This is a genomic window from Bradyrhizobium sp. th-b2 (genome assembly GCF_000426785.1).
Lineage (GTDB): Bacteria > Pseudomonadota > Alphaproteobacteria > Rhizobiales > Xanthobacteraceae > Bradyrhizobium > Bradyrhizobium septentrionale.
In genome coordinates this window covers 1-18,078 of sequence record NZ_AUGA01000051.1, presented here as the reverse complement: position 1 = coordinate 18,078, position 18,078 = coordinate 1, and the positions used below count along the sequence as shown (strand labels likewise).

The window sequence follows — 18,078 nt, the reverse complement described above, 5'->3', positions numbered from 1 at the left end:
AGCCGGCGCCGGCCGTGCTATTTGGTAACGAGCTGCACAACGTAGGTGTAAGGTCCGTTCGGACTGCGCTGCGCATTCCACGCGCAATACCAGCCGCTTCCCCAGGGCAGACCGGTATCCCATCCGTTCGAGCTGATGTTATCCCACTGCCATGTCTTGACGTTATCCTGGGGATTGGACGGGAAAAACTGGCTCGAATAGACCATGATTTGTCCCTGCTGGGCGCGGAACGGCGCGGTGGTCTGCCACGACAGCCAGAGGTTGCCGTGCAGCTGATATGCATTGAGATACCAGGTGTGGGTCGCTGACTGGGTTTGGACCGCCTGGGCCTGGTCCGTGATATTTCGCGTCGAAACCATCTCGTTCATTTTGTTATCTCCCTTGGGTTGTATAATTAGAGAGATGTAGCTTTAGATTTATGAAGTTGGTTGTGCAATCGAAAGTTGCTCACAAAGTGGTGTTGTGAAAGTACGGCGCGGCCTGTCAGGCTGGCGAAAAATGTTCGATGGCAGCGCTCGCGGCGTCGCTGGCGCTGGACGAGGCGACACCGGCGCCCAACACGCCCTGGACAGCGAACCTCTCGCGTTGGCCTGTCCCCATTTGTGTCACCGTTAACATCAGATGAAACGGCAGAGCGGTTTTCCGTGATCGCGATTTGGCATGTTGCAACTGAAGGTGGTTATGAACCGGGCCACATTCGCGGTCAGTGCAAGGAATTCGTCATGACGTCGCCTGCGCGCCTTCTCCCCGTCACCGTCGGCCTGCTGCTGCTCGCGGCTCCTGCCTTCGCCCAGGCTCCGGGGCAATTGAGATTTGTCGAGCAGCCGACTGGTCTCGCCGGTCAGGCCGGATCGGTGCGGGTTCAGAGCTCGTCAATCTGTTCATGCCGGGCCCGAGCGGCGACGGCGAGGAGGCGCAAAAGCTGCGCGACCGTGCGCGCTGCGTCGTCTACGAAATGGCGACGCGCGAATGTGACCTGATGCGCGATGCGATCGCCAGGGACTGCCGGCTCGAATCGATCAACGTCAATCTTGGCCGGCAGTACGGTGGTCAGCAGCAGGAAGGCTTCAACGTCAACGGGTCGATGAGCCTTCAGATCACGCTGAAATAGGCGTTGCGGGAACTCGGGTTCCCGCGTTCAGGTTCCTGCCTTTACGTTCCCGCCTTTACCTGGGCCGCCGCCACGGCCAATAGCTCGTCCATCTTGGCACGGACGTCGCGCTCGGTGACCGCCTGACCCTTGGCGGTCAGGTCCTTCAGAACCTTGTGCAGCACGTCATTGTCGCCGGCTTCCTCGAAGTCGGCGGCCACCACTTCCTTGGCATAGGCACTGGCGGCGTCACCGGAGATGCCGAGCTTCTCGGCGGCCCACAGGCCGAGCAGCTTGTTCCGGCGGGCTTCGGCCTTGAACTTCTGTTCCTCGTCGAGGGCGAACTTCTTCTCGAAACCTTCCTCGCGCTTGTTGAATTCGTTCATGGCTGAAGTTCCAGTTCCCTTTGCTGAATGAAGGGCCGCCGCGCGTTGCGGCAGCCCCAATGCCTGCCTAGATAGGGGGGAGGAATCGGCAAGACAACGAGCCGTTAAGCCGCAGGCAAAACAGGCGGAATCGGCCCTTTATGATAGGGCGGTATAAGTGCCCCCAAGGGGGCGGTATCGATTGTGCTGGATGGCTCAATCAGATAGGTTGCGAACAGGCATGGTTCTTGTTCTGTTTCCAGTTGGATTGCCCAGGTTCCAGGCCTCCGCGGCAGCTCCGTCGTGGGTCGAACCCCTGATCATCCGGAGCACCCAAATCCATGGATTTCAACAAAACACGGTACATCCCAATGAGCCGTCGACGCCGCATTTATGAAGGCAAGGCCAAGGTCCTGTATGAAGGCCCGGAGCCGGGAACCCTGATCCAGCACTTCAAGGATGACGCGACCGCGTTCAACGCCAAGAAACACCAGGTGATCGAGGGCAAGGGCGTCCTCAACAACCGGATTTCGGAGTACCTGTTTCAGCACCTCAACGACATCGGGGTGCCGACCCACTTCATCCGCCGGCTCAACATGCGCGAGCAGCTGATTCGCGAGGTCGAGATCGTGCCGCTCGAGGTGGTGGTGCGGAACGTCGCCGCCGGCTCGCTGTCGCAGCGGCTCGGGATCGAGGAGGGCACCCAGCTGCCGCGCTCGATCATCGAGTTTTATTACAAGAACGACCAGCTCAACGACCCCATGGTGTCGGAAGAGCACATCACTGCCTTCGGCTGGGCCACGCCGCAGGAGATCGACGACATCATGGCGCTTGCCATCCGCGTCAACGACTTCCTGACCGGCCTCTTCCTCGGCATCGGCATCCGCCTCGTCGACTTCAAGATGGAGTGCGGGCGGCTGTTCGAGAACGAGATGATGCGGATCATCGTCGCCGACGAGATCTCGCCGGACTCCTGCCGTCTCTGGGACATCAAGTCGAACGAGAAGCTCGACAAGGACCGCTTCCGCAGGGATCTCGGCGGCCTGCTCGAGGCCTATACCGAGGTGGCAAAACGCCTCGGCATCCTGATCGAGAACGAGCGGCCGGCTGGCAGCGGCCCGGTGCTGGTGAAGAGCTAAGTTGAAGGGGCGACCGTGAAGGCACGTGTGACTGTGACATTGAAGTCGGGCATCCTCGATCCGCAGGGCAAGGCGATCGAGGGCGCGCTGAAATCGCTCGGCGTCGACGGCGTCGCCAGCGTCCGCCAGGGCAAGGTGTTCGACATCGAGCTCGCCGCGACCGACAAGGCCAAGGCGGAGGCGGCGCTGAAAGCCGCCGCCGACAAGCTCTTGGCGAACACCGTGATCGAGAACTACCGGGTCGAGGTTCTCAGCTAACCGAGCGAGCCAAATGATAACAGCCGCTCCCGCCCTTTCCGGCAGCAATCGCGCGTTGGTCCGATCGTTCCTGCTTGTCCTGCTGACAGCAGCCGGAATCGGCGCTGCGTCGGCCCAACCGAAGCCGGCCCCTGCCGCCACCGCGACACAACCGCCGCCGGTTGCTGTGAGCGGATGGCGTTACGAGCGCAGCGGTCCTGACAGGCACATCTTCCACTGCGAGCAAGCGAGCTGTGGTGCGGGGTCGAAGGTCAGCTATCGGCTTTATGCTGCCGACAATCCGATGACCCTGGAGCAGTTCCGTGACAGCCAGGACCAGATCATCAAGGCGCTACAGCAACGAACGCCGGGACAGCGCATCACGATTATCGGTGTCGATGGCGACAAGGGCACTGCGGTGCCGCGGATGTTTCGGGCACGGCGCCTGACGGTGACGCCCAACGGTGCCAGCGAGTACCAAGTCAATGGTTTGCTGTTTGGTGCGCGAGCCTCTGCCAGCCTGATCAGTTCGGCGCGCGACGAGAAGGCCAGCAATGACAACTACGCAAAATTCATGGTTGCACTAGCGTCGAAAATCCGGTGATCCGATGAAATCAGCCGTCCTCGTCTTCCCTGGCATCAACCGCGAGCGCGACATGGCGCGCGCGCTGAAGCTCGCCTCCGGCAATGAGACCGCGATGGTCTGGCACGCCGAGACCGCGCTGCCCAAAGGCACCGACCTCGTGGTGGTGCCCGGCGGCTTCTCCTATGGCGACTATCTGCGCTGCGGCGCGATCGCGGCGCGCGCGCCCGTGATGGACGCGGTGCGCGACTTCGCCGCCAAGGGCGGGCTCGTGCTCGGCGTCTGCAACGGTTTCCAGATCCTCTGCGAGTCCGGGCTGCTGCCGGGCGTGCTGATGCGCAATGCCGGGCTGAAATTCGTCTGCCGCGACGTGCATTTGAAGGTCGAACGCTCCGACACGCCGTTCACCCGCGGCTACAATGCCGGCCAGGTGATCCGGGTGCCGGTGGCGCATGGCGAGGGCAATTACGAGGCGGACGAGGAGACGCTGAAGCGTCTCGAAGGCGACGGGCGGGTGCTCTATCGCTACTGCTCTGCCGATGGCGTGGTCGACGAGGCCTCGAACTTCAACGGCGCCGCGCATTCGATCGCGGGCATCGTCAACGAGCGCGGCAACGTGCTCGGCATGATGCCGCATCCGGAAAACCACGTCGAAGAGATCATGGGCTGCACCGACGGCCGCGGCCTGTTCGCGGGCCTGGTCCAGCAGTTCGAAAAGGCGGCGTGATAGCCATAGCGTTTTCGAGCGAAGTGGGGACCGGTTCGCGTGAAGAAAACGCGTCAAAATAAAATGCTCGGACGGTGGTTCGCGGCGGCCGCCGCGCTGTTGCTTGTGACGGCGGCACACGGCCAGGACTTTCCGAAGCGTCCGATCACGATGATCGTGCCGTTCGCGGCAGGCGGCACCTCCGACGTGATCGCCCGCGCGGTGGCCGACCAGATGGGCGCAGCGCTCGGCCAGACCATCATCATCGAGAATGTCGGCGGTGCCGGCGGTTCGACCGCGCTGACCCGCGCCGCGCGCGCCGAGCCGGACGGCTACACGATCGCGATCGGCAATGCCGGCACCAATGCTGCGACCTACACGATCTATCCGAAGCTGCCGTTCACGCCCGACTCGTTCGCGCCGATCGCGGTGGTCGCCAAGACCTTCGGCATCGTCGCGCTGCGCAAGGATTTTCCGGCCAAGGACCTCAAGGAATTCATCGACTACGCGAAGAAGAATCCGGGCAAGATCAATCTCGGCCATGCCGGCGTCGGCTCCTCGAACTACCTGATCTGCAAGAGCTTCGTGCATGCCGCCGGCGTCGACGTGCAACTGGTCGGCTATCGCGGCGCGGCGCCGGCGCTGACCGATGCGATCGGCGGCCAGATCGACGGCGTCTGCGATGCCGCGGCCTCGGTGTCGCAAGCGATCGACGACAAGCTCGTGAAAGCGGTCGTGGTCGGCTCGACGGTGCGGCTCGCCTCGCTGCCGGAACTGCCGACCTCGACCGAAGCCGGTCTGCCCGAGTTCGAGGCGCAGGGCTGGAACGGACTGTTCGCGCCGAAGGGGACCCCGCCAGAGATCATCGCCAAATTGAACGCTGCCGCGCGTACCGCGGTCGCGAGCGAGGCGGTGAAGAAGCGGTTCGTCGATTTGTCGACCGTCGCGCCCGACGCCAACGAACTCGCGCCCGAGGTGCTGCAGCAACTGGTGACGCGCGACGTCGCGAAGTACCGGGCACTGCTGGCGGACGACCAGAAATAGCCGCTTCGCGCCGTGCCTTCGGTGCGCGGCGCCGTGAACCTGCCCGGTTCCGTCAGAGACCAATCCAGCATAGCGGCTTCCGCTTCACGATCTCTTCACGCTAAGGCGGCCGGCGCAACAACCGAGGATTGTCGCAGCGTAAAGGGCACGTTATGACGGAGGCGATTTGGATGAACTGTGCGCTTCGCGGGGATCCGCAATGCCTGTTGCATTGGTCATTTTGCTGCTCGACATCTCGCTGATCTATCACGCCGCGCGCACCGGGCGCCTGCAGCCCTGGGCCTTCATCATCCTGATGGTGCCGCTGATCGGCGCGCTCGCCTATATCGTCGTCGAGTTGATCCCGGAATGGTGGGGCGGACCGGGCGCCGCGCAGGCGCGCAAGCGCGTCGCCAACCGGCTCGATCCGGAGAAGCGCTATCGCGAACTGTCGGACCGGCTTGCGACATCCGATACCATCGCCAACCGAGCGGCGCTGGCCGCGGAGTGCCAGAATGTCGGGCGCTTCGAGGAGGCCGAGAGCCACTACGACCACGTCTTGGGCTTGCCGCAGGGCGACGATCCGGCCTACGCGCTGGCCAAGGCGGAGGCGCAGTTCGCCCGCAAGCAGCCGGCTGAAGCACTGGCGACGCTCGACGCCCTGCGCGAGCGCTGGCCGGATTTCGAGTCCGCCGAAGGGCATCTGCTCTATGCCCGTTCGCTCGCCGAGATCGGCCGGCTCGACGAGGCGCTGGAGGAATATCAGGCGGTCACGCAGTTCCCGGCGCCGAGGCGCGGGTCCGCTATGGCCTGTTGTTGCAGCTGGTCGGCCGCACCGCCGAGGCGCGCATGGTGTTCAACGAGCTGTTGATCCAGATGCGGCGCGCGCCGAAATATCTGCGCGACGCGCAGGCCGAGTGGCTCTCGATCGCCGGGAAGCAGCTGTCTGCATGAGCGGCCGTTGAATGGATGCGACTCGTCATTGCGAGCGAAGCGAAGCAATCCACCGCACCGCATACGCGGAAAGATGGATTGCTTCGTCGCTTCAGCGCAAAATTGCTTTGCAGTTTTGTCGCGAGCTCCTCGCAATGACGACGATAGAGCTGTGTGTACAAATGCCCGCGGCTACAGCTTGCGCAGCCAGCGCTTGATGGCCTCAGCCGGCACCGTCATCGCGGCGACGCCGGCCATGACCAGCACGAGGCCGAGCGCCAGGTTCGACGGCACGGATTCGCCGAGCAGCAGCACGGACAGCGCAACGCCGATCGGAATGCGCAGATAACCCTGCGCATTGGTGGTGAGCGTGCCGAGCCGGGTGAGGCACATGTAGAACAGCATCAACCCGAACGCGCTCGAGAAGATGCCCATGACGACGGTTGCGACCAGCGCCTGCGGCGTCGGGTGCAGCGTCCAGGGATGGTCGATGATCAGGGCGACCGGCAGCAGCACGGTTCCGCCGAACAACAGCGAGCCGGCCGCGACCACCATCGGATCGTAATCCGACAGCCGCAGTCCGAAGATCGTGGCGCAGGCGAACGACACGGTCGCGAGCAGGATCGCGATCTCGGCAAAGATCTCCTTGCCGAAGCCTGAGAGCGCGTCGAGGCCGATGATCGCGACCGTGCCGGCGAGGCCGAGGATCGCGCCGGCCAGCTTGAGCAGCGAGGCGGGCTCGTGCCGCGTGATCGCCCAGGTGATCAGGAAGGCGAAGATCGGCGTCGTCGAGGCCAGCACCACGGTGTTGGAGGCCGGCACATAGAGCTGCGCCCAGGTGATCACCAGGAACGGGATCGTCGAGTTGATGGTCTGCTGGAAGGCGAACAGCTTCCAGGCCTTGAGGTCGGTCGGGATGCGGATACCGCGGATCCGCAGCACCACGAGCAGGAAGGCTGCGGCGACCAGCGAGCGCGCCGAGATGAAGGTGACCGGCGGGATCGAGCCGAGCCCGATCTTGGTCAGCGGATAGGTCGAGCTCCAGCAGCAGGCCAGCGCCACGAGCAGCGCATAGTCGCGCCAGCCGCGTGCGCCCGGCGCAGACGTCGACGGAGTGGGTGTGATCGCGGAAGCCGTCACGCTGCCCGTCTTCGCTGTGCTCTTCGGCACCTTGATTGGCTCCCTTCGCGCATTGGGCGCGCGACGGAGCGAATGTAGCTTGGCGGTGGGGCGAAAGGCTAGGGCTTTGAATTTGCGTCGATATTCCGCTCGGCGGTTTGCAGCTGCGCCCGGGCGCGGCGCGGGACCGGCGGCGCCAACCACCATTTGGGGCTCCGGCCCTTGTTACAGTTTTGTGACCTGGCCCACACGGAATTACCGCTCGTCCTGCTAGGCTCGAGCGCATGACGAAGCATTTCAGATTACCGATCATTTTCACTGCTCTGGTCGTCGCAACGCAATGCTTGGCTGCGGAGACGAAGGGTGCGGGCTCAACCTTCGTGTCGCCCGTGATGGCGAAATGGATCGCCGGCTACAAGGCAAAGACCGGCAACGACGTCAGCTATCAGTCGGTGGGCTCGAGCATCGGCGTCGGCCTGATCAAGAAGGCGGCCGTCGATTTCGGGACAAGCGATATGCCGCTTGATCCGAAAGAGCTCGATAAGCTCGGCATGGTGCAATTCCCGATTGTGATCGGAGGCGTCGTGCCTGTGGTCAACATCGAGGGCGTCAAGCCGGGCCAGATGCAATTCACCGGACAACTGCTTGCTGACATCTATCTCGGCAAGGTCAGATCCTGGAACGACCCGGCCATTCAAGCCGTCAATCCCGATCTGAAGCTGCCGCGCACGGCGATCACCGTCGTGCATCGGATCGACGGCTCAGGGACGACGTTCAATTGGTCGAACTATCTCTCGAAGGTCAGCGCGCAGTGGAAGGCCAGCGTCGGAGAGGGCACGTCGGTCGAATGGCCCGTCGGGCTCGGCGGCAAGGGCAATGACGGCGTCGCCTCGCTTGTCGGCCTGATTCCCGGAGCGATTGGCTATCTTGAATACTCTTATGCGTTGCAACGGCTCGACCGGATTTCCTTCGGTCTGGTGCAGAACAGCGCCGGGAATTTCGTTACCCCGGACGCTGCATCGTTCCAGGCTGCGGCTTCAAGTGCGGACTGGACAACGACGCAGGATTTCTACCTGGTCCTGACCAACGCCCCGGGGGAGGACGCGTATCCGATCACGGCAACGACCTTCGTGCTGATGCACAAGCAGCCGAAATCGCCCGACAGGTCGGCGACCGCGATCGACTTCCTGCGCTGGTCACTGGAAAGCGGCAAGCCTCAGGCGCAATTGCTCAACTACGTTCCCTTGCCAGTCACGCTGGTCGAGCAGATCGAGCTGTATTGGCAGCACAATTTCGAGGCGCTGACGGCGTCGGCGGCGGTGCCCGGAAAGCGCTGATGGCCCAAGCTTTCGGTTCTGATTGAATCAGAACCGAAGCTTTGGCTTCTTTTGACGCGTTTTCTTCACGCGAACCGGTCCCACTTCGCTCGAAAACGCTTTAGAACGATCGATGGACGCCGGAGCTCGCGTCCATCGCTTGACGTCTGCATGCAATCCTAGCGCAGGACCTCGCGCAGCACCTCGCCATCGACCTGGTGCGGCGTCGTGCCCAGGATCTGCATGATGGTCGGCGCCACGTCGATATTGCGCATGTGCCGCACCACACTGTCGTGGCGGATCTGCGGACCCGCGGCGATGAAGGTTGCGCTCATCACCGGAAGCTCGGGGTCGTGACCATGGGCGCCATAGAAGTTCGGCATCGACAGCGCGGTGGTGGCCGCGCTGAACGGCGCGTCGCCCTGGCGCGCGACGCCGGGATTCTGGATGCCGTCGAAATTGTAGCCGGGCGCCATCAGCGCGAACACGTCACCGTAATCCTGGCCGACGGTCTTGCTGAGGCACTGTCCGGTTCCGGCGTCGCATTGCAGCGGCCGGGTCTCGACGACGGTGAAGATGCGCTGGTCCTTGAGCGAGTAGTTGAAGCGCGCATTGGGGTCGACCGCGTTCTTCACCGCATCCGTGATCTGCGCCACCAGGGTCCGGTAGGTCGCCAGATCGACAGTGCCGCCGAGCTCACGGTTCTGCAGGTTGACGTAGATGTCGGCGGCCGGACCGGAGGTGCGGATCCCGACCTTGCTGGTGTCGATACCGGCATTGCGCAGGATGTTGGTGAGATTGACCGAGGTGTGGAATGGCGCGAAGCCGTGGTCCGACACCACGATCACGTTGCTGTCACGGCCCGCCGCATCGGCAATCTGCTTCACCGCCCTGTCAGCCGTCTGGTAGGCGAAACGGATGTAGGACGCGTATCGCTTGACCTTGGCGGGGTCCTGGTTGGCGCCGATCGAATTCGGGTCCTTTGGATTAGTGCCCTGGCGCGGATCGGTGAGCAGGAACTGGTGCTCGGAGCCGTCGGGCTGCTCGATATAGACCATCACCAGGTCGGCGTCCGGATGGGTCTTGATCGCGCGTTCGCCGATATTGGCCTGGTAGCGCACGAAGGTCTTCACCATGTCCTCGAACATCGTCTCGATCTCGACGTCGGGGAAGTTGGTGAAGCCGGGGCTCAGCCGCTCCGGAATGCGGAAGTCGGCCTGCGGACGCCAGAATCCGATGTTGTTGTTGATGTCGTCGACATCGGCGAGGACCGGCGTGTTGCGCGGGATGAAGTTGGCGCCGTAGCGGGCAAAGCGCACCACCGAGAGGTCGGGGGACAGCGCCGAGACGAAGTACGCAGCACCGACCTTCGCCCCGCTGCCCTCGAAGAAGAACGGTGCGTTCTCGCCGCCGAACTTGACGTAGGCCGGTCCGGTCGACGGCGCGTGGAACGGTCCCGCGGTGATGCCGCGGTTGGCATCGAAGAACACCAGCGTGTCGTAGTTCACCTTGCGATCGTTGGTGGTGTCGATGGCAGCGACGCGGATCGAATATTTGACGTCGAGCGTCGACGCGCCGGTGCAGGTCGCACTCGCCGCCGAGGAGCACGAGAACGTCTCGATCGGTGCCAAGGTCACCAGCACCGGGCTGAACGAGAAATGGCCCGCGGCCTGTAGCGCCGCCACGATGGACGGATCGGCCGTGAAGTCGCTGCGCGACAGCGAGAAGCCCTGGGCCCCGATGCCGCCGAACGCGCCGAACGGGACCGTGAAGTCGGTGATGCGGGTGGGCTGCGCCGGCTGCACCACGGTGTTGTTGATGGAGATGTCGGCGCCGTCGCCGCCGGGCCAGGTCGCCGTGATGACCTTCTTGCCCTGCTGGCGCAGTTGCACCCACAGGGGCTGTGCCGTCGGGTGCGGCGACGGCCCGAGCGGGCTCTCGCTGTAGCCGCCGATCGGCGCCGCAAAGCCGCTGATGCTGCCCGTGATAGGGCCGACGATCGGCTCGAATGTGTTCGAGGGGATGTCGTTATGGACCGCCGTCGAGCCGGTCGCGATCGCAATATGTGACACTGCGGTGAGCGACGGTGACGCCGTCACGTTCTGCAGCGCCACTGCGCCGCGCCGTGAGAGCCGGGCGAGGCCGCCGTCGCGCGGCAGCACGCCTTTCTCGATGAATTTCTGGATGAAATCGGGCTTGGCGCCGTCGAGCGAGATCATCACCACGCGCGGCTTGCGGCCATGATGGTCGCCGTCATGATCATGATCATGATCGCGCGAATCGCCGAAGCCGCGATCGCCATTGTCGCCGTCCTGACCGGCGCACGCCGGAGTTGCAACGCACGCTAACGATGCGACAAGCGACATCGCCGACGTGACGGAAACAAACGTCTTCAATTTCATGAGAATGCCCCAACCTCGCTGCGCGATTGCACATACGGAAACCGTTCAGCAATCTTCAGGGGCTTGGCTGACGCGCATGTGACGCGTGCGCGACGACGCAACGACAGTGCGTCGTCGTGTCACAACTGCAGTTTGATTGCTTCACGCAAAGAACGCGCGAGAACACAACGAGCTAGAGCTGCGCTTTCGATTCAATCGTGCCGATGTAACGGCCGGATGACGGCGGGCGTCCACAGATCGAAAGCGTTTCCGAGCGAAGTGGGCACCGGTTCGCGTGAAGAAAACGCGTCAAAATAAAAATCTGGAGCCCCGTTCCGATTCAATCGGAACGGAAAAGGCTCTGGCGAGCCTCACACGGGTGTCTGTGCCGGCGCCTTGCGCTTCACCCGCTTGATGGTGCCGGAGAAGGTGAACAGCGGCCGCTTGGCCGAGGTCAGCATGCCCCGCACGAAGATCAGCGACATGCCGGCGCGGGTGACCTCGCCGGTGCATTCGATCAGGTCGCCCTCGCGGGCCGCGTCGAGGAATTCCGAGGCGAATGACACCGTGACGCCGGGGCCCTGGAGAACCGAGCCGGCCAGCGCGAACAGGCAGTAATCGGCAAAGGTCATGAAGCAGCCGCCATGGACATTGCCGGAGCCGTTGAGGTGCCTCTTGGCGACCCGGAACGCGCAGCTGATGCGGCCGTTCTCGTCCATGCGGTGGTAAAAAGGGCCGGTATGGGTCTCGAAATTGTCCCGGGTCCAGGTCCGCCAGCCGGCGAATTCGCCCTCGGTTTCGACATGGAGGTCGGGGCGGCGGTTGAATGCGGTCTTGGCGAGCTCGTTCACGAAATATGGCCTTCAATTATCGGGTTCGGGTCCTTAAATCCGATCCATCCCCATTGTGCAAATCCCGGTGCGAACCCCGGGCCGCCGTAAAGCTCTGGACAGGCCGAAAATGCCCCGTAAAAGGCCTTTTCGCCCCCGTTCGATCTACCTATTAAGGGACCCATGAACGCCCCCAAGAACGAGCCCCAGATCACCCCCGAACTCGTCGCCGCCCACGGGCTGAAGCCGGACGAGTACGAGCGTATCCTCAAGCTGATCGGGCGGGTTCCGACCTTCACCGAGCTCGGCATCTTCTCGGCAATGTGGAACGAGCATTGCTCGTACAAGTCGTCCCGGATCCATCTGCGCGGTCTGCCCACCCAGGCGCCTTGGGTGATCCAGGGCCCCGGCGAGAATGCCGGGGTGATCGATATCGGCGACGGCCAGGCGGTGGTCTTCAAGATGGAGAGCCACAACCACCCGAGCTACATCGAGCCCTATCAGGGCGCGACCACCGGCGTCGGCGGCATCCTGCGCGACGTCTTCACCATGGGCGCGCGGCCGATCGCCTGCCTTAACGCGCTGAGCTTTGGCGCGCCCGAGCATCCCAAGACCCGGAACCTGGTGTCGGGCGTGGTGGCGGGCGTCGGCGGCTACGGCAATTCGTTCGGCGTGCCGACGGTCGGCGGCCAGGTGCGCTTCCACACCCGCTATGACGGCAACATCCTGGTCAACGCGATGGCGGTCGGCCTCGCCGATGCCGACAAGATCTTCTATGCAGCGGCCTCCGGCGTGAACATGCCGATCGTCTATCTCGGCTCCAAGACCGGCCGCGACGGCATTCACGGCGCCTCGATGGCCTCGGCCGAGTTCGACGACGCCTCCGAGGAGAAGCGCCCGACCGTGCAGGTCGGCGATCCCTTCGCCGAAAAGCTGCTGCTCGAAGCCTGCCTCGAGATCATGGAAAAAGGTTGCGTGATCGCGATCCAGGACATGGGCGCGGCGGGCCTGACCTGCTCGGCGGTCGAGATGGGCGCCAAGGGTGACCTCGGCGTCGACCTCGACCTCGACGCGGTGCCGACCCGCGAGACCAGCATGAGCGCCTACGAAATGATGCTCTCGGAGAGCCAGGAGCGCATGCTCATGGTGCTCAAGCCCGAGAAGGAGCAGGAGGCCGAGGCGATCTTCCGCAAATGGGGGCTCGATTTCGCCATCGTCGGCTACACCACGCCGAGCAAGCGCTTCGTCGTCAAGCATGGCGGCGACGTGATGGCCGATCTGCCGATCAAGGAACTCGGCGACGAGGCGCCGGTCTATGACCGTCCGCACGTCGCCTCGAACGCGCTGCCGGTGATCCGCGGCCAGGACGTCAAGCCGCCGCTCGGCATCGCCGAGGCGCTGGAAAAGCTGATCGGCACGCCCGAACTGTGCTCGAAGCGCTGGGTGTGGGAGCAGTATGACCACGTCATCCTCGGCAACACCATGCAGCGTCCCGGCGGCGATGCCGCCGTGGTCCGCGTCGAGGACGGGCCGAAGGGGCTCGCGCTCACCGTCGACGTCACGCCGCGCTATTGCGAGGCCGATCCGTTCGAGGGCGGCAAGCAGGCGGTCGCCGAAGCTTGGCGCAACATCACTGCGGTCGGCGGCCGGCCGCTCGCGATCACCGACAATCTCAATTTCGGCAATCCTGAGCGGCCCGAGATCATGGGCCAGTTCGTCGGCTGCCTGAAGGGCATTGCGGAAGCCTGCCGCGCGCTGGACTTCCCGGTCGTCTCCGGCAACGTCTCGCTCTACAACGAGACCAACGGTCGCGGCATCCTGCCGACGCCCTCGATCGGCGGCGTCGGTCTGCTCGACGACTTCACCAAGTCGGCGACCCTGGCGTTCAAGGCGGCCGGCGAGGCGATCCTCCTGGTCGGCGACACCCAAGGCTGGCTCGGCCAGTCGGTCTATCTGCGCGACGTCTGCGGCCGCGAGGAGGGCGCTCCGCCGCCGGTCGATCTCGCCACCGAGAAGCGCAATGGCGATGTGGTGCGCGGCATGATCCGCGCCGGTACCGCGACCGCGGTGCATGACGTCTCCGACGGCGGGCTCTTGATCGCGCTCGGCGAAATGGCGATCGCAAGCGGCATCGGCGCGCAGCTCCTCGCGGCGCCGACATCGATCGTCCCGCATGCCTACTGGTTCGGCGAGGATCAGGCCCGCTACATCGTCACGGTGCCTGCGGCCGACGCGGGCCTCGTGCTGGCGAAGATGAAGGGCGCCGGCGTGCCCTGCGCGCGCATCGGCACCACGGGCGGCGATGCCATTGCCGTCGCCGGCGAGCCGCAGGTCTCGGTCGAGAACCTGTCGCGCGCGTTCGAGCACTGGCTGCCGAACTACATGCACAGCACGGCCGCCTGATCCGGGCGGACCAGGCGCTGCAACGTCAAGCGAACAAGACCTCAATAGCGCGATGAAGCCATCATCGCGCTATTTCTCGTTCAAGCGCGATCGCTTCGGATCACGCTTCAGCTCGTTGTTCAAGCATGATCTTTCCGGAAAACCGCTTCGCACTTTTCCGGATCATGCTTTAGGTCGCACCGCGGATCGCGCGCCAGGCAAAGATGATCACGCAGGCGCCGATGAAGCCGGCGATGAGATAGCTGAGCCATCCTCCGCCGAGCGACACGCCGAGCAGACCCAACAGCCAGTTCGCCAGCGCGGCGCCGACGATGCCGAGGATGATGTTCATGACGATGCCGGTTCCGGTCTTCATGAACATCTCGGCGAGCCAGCCGGCCAATCCGCCGACGATGATGGCGGCGATCCATCCAACTTGAGGGTCGTTCATCCCTGGGACTCCCTGAGGTCAATCAGCCCGGCGAGCATAAACGAGAATCGCCCGGCGGCATGTGACCAAAGGCAGGTTGCGCGCAAATTCCGGTTCACAACCGGCCTGCTGCAACGCACTGGGTCCGCGGCGAGTGCGCGCCGGCCGCGCACCAACGAGCGAGGTCATGACGCGATCACGCAATAACCGTCGCTACAGCACGTAATTCGCGCTCGGCAGCTTGCGCAGCGCGGCCGTGGCGGCCCAGCTTAGCGCCACGGTAGCGAAGAACACGATCGCGGCCTTGGCGATCGCCGGCAGATCCATATCGAACAGCCAGTAGTTCAGCCAGAGCACGATCGGATAGTGCACCAGGAACATGCCGTAGGCATCGCCCTGCATGCGGTCGAGCAGCGTCGGCCCGCCGTCTTTCGATTGCAGGAAGTAGGCCAGGATCGCGAACAGGATCGAGGCTGAGAACAGCACGAAGAATGTGCCGTAGATCGCGAGATACCAGCCCGGCAGCGGATCGGGGTTACCGATGATCTCGCGCTTGATGTAGATCATGACCCACATCATGCAGTAGGGAATCACCGTGATGCCCGTCCAGAACCAGCGCCGCTCGGTCAGCCGTCCGTGCGCGCCGAGCACGCCGTTCTCGAAGTTGGCCGCCCCGATCCCCGCTCCAATGAAGAAATAGGACGCATAGAGCAGCAGGCGGCTCGCCTGCACCGAGAACGGTCCGAGCTCGAACCAGTAGTTCTGGCCGTAATGGACCAGCATGGGCAGGTAGGCGGCGGCACTGACGACGACGAGGAACAGCCAGAACTTCGACGGACGTTCGAATCCCATGATCGAGAGACGGTTGATGGGATCGAGCAGATGCGGCGACACCCGGTACAGCAGGCTCGCCGTCAGGTCGAAGGTCATCAAGACGTAGACGAACCAGATCGGGCCGCTCGGCCACGGCCCGAACGTCATGGTCTTCCGCCAGAATTCGGAGAAGGTCACCTCCGGCGTCGCGCGTAGCGCGATCGCGTAGTAGGCGATCGGAATCACGGTGACCGCGCAGATCACGAACGGCAGGCCGAGCCGCAGCAGCCGGTCGCGCAGGAAGATCAGCCACGGCTTGCGGCCGAGCCCCGGCCAGACGAACAGCCCCGACAGGAAGAAGAACATCGCCATGAAGAAGCTGTCGGTGGCGAGCACCACGCAGTCGAAGCCGATCCAGGATGTCGGGTCGGTGTGCCCGAAATGGGTGTAGGGGATCACCGCGTGATGCAGCAGCACGACCAGGGTCAGGAAGGTGCGCGCGCGGTCCAACGCGACGTTACGCTTGTGGAGCTTCGGTGCTGCCTGGATGTCGACGGCCGGAGCCGCGTGAGCAATCGATTTCATGGTGCCCCCAGCCGGGTCCGCCCCCTGATGTTGCAATCGGAAACTCGATTCAGCAAGGCCCAATCGTCGCGATTGGGGGACGTCGAGGTCGGTCATTTCAGCGAATCTGCTTCGTTTTTGGAACTGTGGTCGGTAGCGGGCGTTGCCGGGAGGACCGGCGGACGCGCGGGCCCGCGGCTTTAAGGAGCAAGCAATGACACTTCTGAAATGGGCGCTGATCTTCCTTGTTGTATCGATCATCGCGGGCTTGCTGGGCTTCACCGGCATTTCCGCCGCGTCCGCCGACATCGCCCGCTTCCTGTTCTACGTATTCGTCGTGATCTTCCTGGTGCTCCTGATCCTCGGGCTCACGATCTTCAGAGCCTAGCGGCGATCCGGCTGAACACTCTCGTCGTCATGCCCGGGCCTGGCCCGGGCATTTACGTTTTTCAGGCCGGGGTGGCGCGAGGCGCTTGCGGCAGCCGAGACGGCCTTAAGCCACTTCCTCGATCTTCACCTTGTCCGGATAGAACGCCAGATGGCCTGTTATCTCGGTCATGGCCGGGAACGGCTCCTCATAGGTCCAGATCGCGTTGTCCAGCGTCTTGCCATTGGCCTTGATGCTGAAATAGCTCGCATCGCCCTTATAGGGGCAATGCGTGGTCCGCTCGGTGCGGGTCAACAGCTCCATGTTGGCGTCCTGCCGGGGGACATATTGCACGGCAGGATAGCTTGCTTCCTTCAGGGTCAGCGCATGGGTCGTCTCGGCGATCACGACGCCGTCGGCGGTGACGCGGACGCGCTTGGCATTGGGCGTGATCGTGATCGGATGGTCGGGGCCGGGGAGCTTCATGATTCTGCGCCTCTTCTGGTCATTTCGGCGTGATGGCTTGTGACCGATTGATGCAGGTTTAAATCGCTGGGAATGGGAATATAGTGTGCCCGGGATGACCTAGAAGACCCCAAGCGCTAGGTTTTATCTTGGGTTTTGTCTTAGGTTTATCTTGGGTTTTATCCTGGCCGAGTCGGCCTGATTCGAACGACCTGACGGAGGTGGACTGGGATGCCGATGGACGCCCGTGATATCGAATCGATGATCAAGGCAGCGATCCCCGATGCCGAGGTGACGATCCGCGATCTGGCCGGCGACGGCGACCACTATGCGGCCACTGTCATATCCGAGTCATTCCGCGGCAAGTCCCGTGTCCAGCAGCACCAGATCGTCTACCAGTCGCTGAAGGGCCAGATGGGCGGCGTGCTGCACGCGTTGGCCCTGCAGACCGGCGTGCCGGAAGGCTAGTCCCCGGCAACCGGGCGGGGGCCCCAAGCGATGGCAGATAATCCGCGCGGCGCGATGTTTCGCGTCATCGTGCCGAACCAGCCCAGCCGCGTCACCAATGCCGAGCTGTTCTTCGACCTCGTCTTCGTCTTCGCCGTCACGCAGCTGTCGCATACGCTGCTGCACCACTTCACCCCTTTGGGCGCGGTGCGGGTCACGCTGCTGTTTCTCGCGGTGTGGTGGGTGTGGGTCTACACCACCTGGGTCACCAACTGGCTCAATCCCGACCTGACGCCGGTCCGCCTGCTGCTGTTCGTGCTGATGCTCGGCGGGCTGTTGCTGTCGACCTCGATACCGACCGCCTTCGAGGGGCGCGGGCTGTGGTTTGCAGGCACCTATGCGGCAATGCAGGTCGGCCGCACCGCGTTCTGGCTGCTGGTGACGCCGCGGCAGCGGACGGCGGTGCGCCATAACGCGATCCGCATCCTGACCTGGCTGTCCTGCTCGGCCGTGCTCTGGGTTCTCGGCGGCTTCGCCGAGCACGAGACGCGGATGTGGCTGTGGATCGCGGCGCTGACAATCGAATATGTCGCGCCGGCCGCCCGCTTCTGGACCCCGGGGCTCGGCTTCTCCTCGATGGAGGCCTGGTCGGTCGAGGGCGGCCACATGGCCGAGCGCTGCGCCGGCTTCATCATCATCGCACTCGGCGAGGCCATCGTGGTCGATGGCGCGACCTTCGCCGAATTGACCTGGACGCCGGAGAACGTCGCCGCGTTCATCTCGGCGCTGGTCGGCAGCATCGCGATGTGGTGGATCTATTTCCACAAGGGCGCCGAGGCCGGCTCGGAGATGATCTCGAAATCCGAGCAGTCCGGCCGCGTGGCGCGG

At 63.8% G+C, this 18,078-nt stretch carries 20 protein-coding genes; 12 read left to right on the top strand and 8 right to left on the bottom strand.

What is annotated here, in order from left to right; translation table 11 throughout:
* Window positions 1-17: 17 nt before the first annotated feature.
* Entirely contained in the window at window positions 18-368 is a 351-nt protein-coding gene (locus tag K359_RS0137585; RefSeq protein WP_029083850.1) for a hypothetical protein, read from the bottom strand.
* Window positions 369-883: 515 nt separating this feature from the next.
* Between K359_RS0137585 and K359_RS63600 the strand changes: the two genes are divergently transcribed.
* Window positions 884-1,111 carry a hypothetical protein gene (locus K359_RS63600; RefSeq protein WP_198031234.1) on the top strand — a complete coding sequence of 76 codons (228 nt, stop codon included), beginning with the start codon at window positions 884-886 and terminating at the stop codon, window positions 1,109-1,111.
* A gap of 41 nt (window positions 1,112-1,152) precedes the next feature.
* Here K359_RS63600 and K359_RS0137570 read toward each other — a convergent pair whose 3' ends face one another.
* Window positions 1,153-1,476, bottom strand: coding sequence for a DUF1476 domain-containing protein (locus tag K359_RS0137570; RefSeq protein WP_029083849.1), 324 nt, complete (start codon window positions 1,474-1,476; stop codon window positions 1,153-1,155).
* A 350-nt stretch (window positions 1,477-1,826) separates the two neighbouring features.
* Between K359_RS0137570 and purC the strand changes: the two genes are divergently transcribed.
* The 6 genes from purC (at window position 1,827) to K359_RS54250 (ending at window position 6,014) form a co-directional block, all read left to right on the top strand.
* Window positions 1,827-2,594: a phosphoribosylaminoimidazolesuccinocarboxamide synthase gene (purC, locus tag K359_RS0137565; protein WP_016843454.1), complete on the top strand. Its 768-nt coding sequence runs from the start codon at window positions 1,827-1,829 to the stop codon at window positions 2,592-2,594.
* A gap of 15 nt (window positions 2,595-2,609) precedes the next feature.
* A complete protein-coding gene (gene purS / locus K359_RS0137560) occupies window positions 2,610-2,852 on the top strand; it encodes a phosphoribosylformylglycinamidine synthase subunit PurS (protein WP_029083848.1) in 243 nt (80 codons plus the stop codon).
* Window positions 2,853-2,865: 13 nt separating this feature from the next.
* Complete coding sequence (locus K359_RS0137555; RefSeq protein WP_245284838.1) at window positions 2,866-3,435, top strand: hypothetical protein; 570 nt, start codon at window positions 2,866-2,868, stop codon at window positions 3,433-3,435.
* A 4-nt stretch (window positions 3,436-3,439) separates the two neighbouring features.
* On the top strand, window positions 3,440-4,141 hold the full coding sequence (gene purQ, locus K359_RS0137550; protein WP_029083846.1) for a phosphoribosylformylglycinamidine synthase subunit PurQ: 702 nt from the start codon (window positions 3,440-3,442) through the stop codon (window positions 4,139-4,141).
* 63 nt (window positions 4,142-4,204) lie between these two features.
* Complete coding sequence (locus K359_RS0137545) at window positions 4,205-5,164, top strand: tripartite tricarboxylate transporter substrate binding protein BugD (RefSeq protein WP_029083845.1); 960 nt, start codon at window positions 4,205-4,207, stop codon at window positions 5,162-5,164.
* A 199-nt stretch (window positions 5,165-5,363) separates the two neighbouring features.
* On the top strand, window positions 5,364-6,014 hold the full coding sequence (locus K359_RS54250; RefSeq protein WP_245284837.1) for a tetratricopeptide repeat protein: 651 nt from the start codon (window positions 5,364-5,366) through the stop codon (window positions 6,012-6,014).
* Window positions 6,015-6,268: 254 nt separating this feature from the next.
* Here the strand turns inward: K359_RS54250 and K359_RS0137535 are convergent, their stop codons facing one another.
* Window positions 6,269-7,246, bottom strand: coding sequence for a DMT family transporter (locus K359_RS0137535; protein ID WP_029083844.1), 978 nt, complete (start codon window positions 7,244-7,246; stop codon window positions 6,269-6,271).
* Between the two features lie 233 nt (window positions 7,247-7,479).
* Here K359_RS0137535 and pstS point away from each other — a divergent pair, with 233 nt between their 5' ends.
* Window positions 7,480-8,532, top strand: coding sequence for a phosphate ABC transporter substrate-binding protein PstS (gene pstS / locus K359_RS0137530; RefSeq protein WP_029083843.1), 1,053 nt, complete (start codon window positions 7,480-7,482; stop codon window positions 8,530-8,532).
* A gap of 158 nt (window positions 8,533-8,690) precedes the next feature.
* On the opposite strand, the gene K359_RS0137525 is transcribed toward pstS, so the two are convergent.
* Both K359_RS0137525 and K359_RS0137520 read right to left on the bottom strand, forming a co-directional pair.
* On the bottom strand, window positions 8,691-10,913 hold the full coding sequence (locus tag K359_RS0137525; RefSeq protein ID WP_029083842.1) for an alkaline phosphatase family protein: 2,223 nt from the start codon (window positions 10,911-10,913) through the stop codon (window positions 8,691-8,693).
* A gap of 350 nt (window positions 10,914-11,263) precedes the next feature.
* On the bottom strand, window positions 11,264-11,743 hold the full coding sequence (locus tag K359_RS0137520) for a PaaI family thioesterase (protein WP_029083841.1): 480 nt from the start codon (window positions 11,741-11,743) through the stop codon (window positions 11,264-11,266).
* 162 nt (window positions 11,744-11,905) lie between these two features.
* Between K359_RS0137520 and purL the strand changes: the two genes are divergently transcribed.
* A complete protein-coding gene (gene purL / locus K359_RS0137515) occupies window positions 11,906-14,125 on the top strand; it encodes a phosphoribosylformylglycinamidine synthase subunit PurL (RefSeq protein WP_029083840.1) in 2,220 nt (739 codons plus the stop codon).
* Between the two features lie 169 nt (window positions 14,126-14,294).
* On the opposite strand, the gene K359_RS0137510 is transcribed toward purL, so the two are convergent.
* Window positions 14,295-14,555, bottom strand: coding sequence for a GlsB/YeaQ/YmgE family stress response membrane protein (locus K359_RS0137510; protein WP_029083839.1), 261 nt, complete (start codon window positions 14,553-14,555; stop codon window positions 14,295-14,297).
* Window positions 14,556-14,747: 192 nt separating this feature from the next.
* Complete coding sequence (locus K359_RS0137505) at window positions 14,748-15,932, bottom strand: acyltransferase (protein ID WP_029083838.1); 1,185 nt, start codon at window positions 15,930-15,932, stop codon at window positions 14,748-14,750.
* A gap of 193 nt (window positions 15,933-16,125) precedes the next feature.
* Between K359_RS0137505 and K359_RS59430 the strand changes: the two genes are divergently transcribed.
* Window positions 16,126-16,299 carry a DUF1328 domain-containing protein gene (locus tag K359_RS59430; RefSeq protein ID WP_029083837.1) on the top strand — a complete coding sequence of 58 codons (174 nt, stop codon included), beginning with the start codon at window positions 16,126-16,128 and terminating at the stop codon, window positions 16,297-16,299.
* Window positions 16,300-16,404: 105 nt separating this feature from the next.
* Here K359_RS59430 and K359_RS0137495 read toward each other — a convergent pair whose 3' ends face one another.
* Window positions 16,405-16,764, bottom strand: a complete 360-nt coding sequence (locus K359_RS0137495; RefSeq protein ID WP_029083836.1) for a DUF427 domain-containing protein — start codon at window positions 16,762-16,764, stop codon at window positions 16,405-16,407.
* A 210-nt stretch (window positions 16,765-16,974) separates the two neighbouring features.
* Between K359_RS0137495 and K359_RS0137490 the strand changes: the two genes are divergently transcribed.
* Together K359_RS0137490 and K359_RS0137485 are read left to right on the top strand one after the other, a co-directional pair.
* Window positions 16,975-17,211 carry a BolA family protein gene (locus K359_RS0137490; protein ID WP_016843470.1) on the top strand — a complete coding sequence of 79 codons (237 nt, stop codon included), beginning with the start codon at window positions 16,975-16,977 and terminating at the stop codon, window positions 17,209-17,211.
* Between the two features lie 30 nt (window positions 17,212-17,241).
* Window positions 17,242-18,078: low temperature requirement protein A (locus tag K359_RS0137485; RefSeq protein WP_035977811.1), on the top strand; the 837-nt coding region annotated here is incomplete at its 3' end.